Here is a 1,121-nt window from a genome sequence, read left to right as displayed (position 1 = left end):
TACAAAGACAATGTTTTGAGCAAAATACATATTGATTTAGCTCTATTTGTATTGGTTCATGGCTACCTCATGTTTTGCATCTTCAGATGTTATAGGTTATCTATATTTTCTTAAGGTGAGATTAGCAAAAAGAGAATAGAACTATCGGAAGCAGCTTGACATGTAGAATCAGTGCTGTTAAGAAAGGGTCAAGTGATTAACAAACACTTTCGTTAAGCGGATAGGTTACGAAACGACCTTTTCCATGCCTTTAAAATACTGACTGTTTTTTATGTTGTTATTAACATATAAAGATTTTGTCGGGTGTGCTTATACCATACAATACCCTTCGCGAGGGAAAAGTATAAGCAACGGACTTAACGCCGTGTTTGTTAGCGCCCGGCACCCATGTGGGCTGTCAATAACAAACCATTTTACGTTAAGGAATTCATTATGAACGCTATAGCAAAAAATACCCCCGTTACCTCTTCCATTACAAATGAAAATACGCCTGTTAATAAGCAGCAATCTGAAAGAAAGTATGAATTTACTGATGATTGTGAATATATGGACGGTCATTTTTTTTATAGAATCAGAGCTTTAAGAGATTTTGGTGATGTCAAAAAAGGTGACCTCGGGGGCTATATCGAAAAAGAAGAGAACCTCTCTCATGGGGGCAATTGCTGGGTTTACGACAAAGCACGTGTCTTTCAAAATGCACGCGTGTTTGGCAATGCTAAACTTTCAGGCAATTCTTATATTCATAGCAATGCCTCTCTAACAGCTAATGAAGATATTTGTGATGATGCATATCCAAAATTTGGCAGTGAAGATGATTATTATCGTCATGAATATTATGATGATTGTGAGGGGTATTATGACGATGATAATGACAGCGAATATGAAAGTGACGCTGCGTAAATAACGCACGGGCGCGGCGGGAGCGCCCCTCTCTTTAAACATCTCATTTAAAATTTTAACAAATCTTTAACACATTAGATTGTGAGGGTATCTCTATGTCTAAAAAATACCAATTAACCAATGAAGTTAAACAAATTGAAAATAAGTTTAAACAAATTACAACCCTTTATCGCATCCAAGCTTTAAAAGACTTTTCTGATGTTAAGGCGGGTGATCTGGGG

1 protein-coding gene is annotated in these 1,121 nt (G+C 36.8%); it reads left to right on the top strand.

Translation table 11 applies throughout. The features are described 5' to 3' along the window. The first annotated feature begins 432 nt into the window (after positions 1–432). Positions 433–900, top strand: a complete 468-nt coding sequence (locus HNQ69_RS07610; protein ID WP_183229414.1) for a hypothetical protein — start codon at positions 433–435, stop codon at positions 898–900. Positions 901–1,121: the final 221 nt, after the last annotated feature.

Source organism: Bartonella callosciuri (genome assembly GCF_014203215.1).
GTDB classification, from domain to species: Bacteria; Pseudomonadota; Alphaproteobacteria; order Rhizobiales; family Rhizobiaceae; genus Bartonella; species Bartonella callosciuri.
Note: the sequence above shows the minus strand (reverse complement) of the source record. Positions and strands in the feature narration are given on the sequence as shown.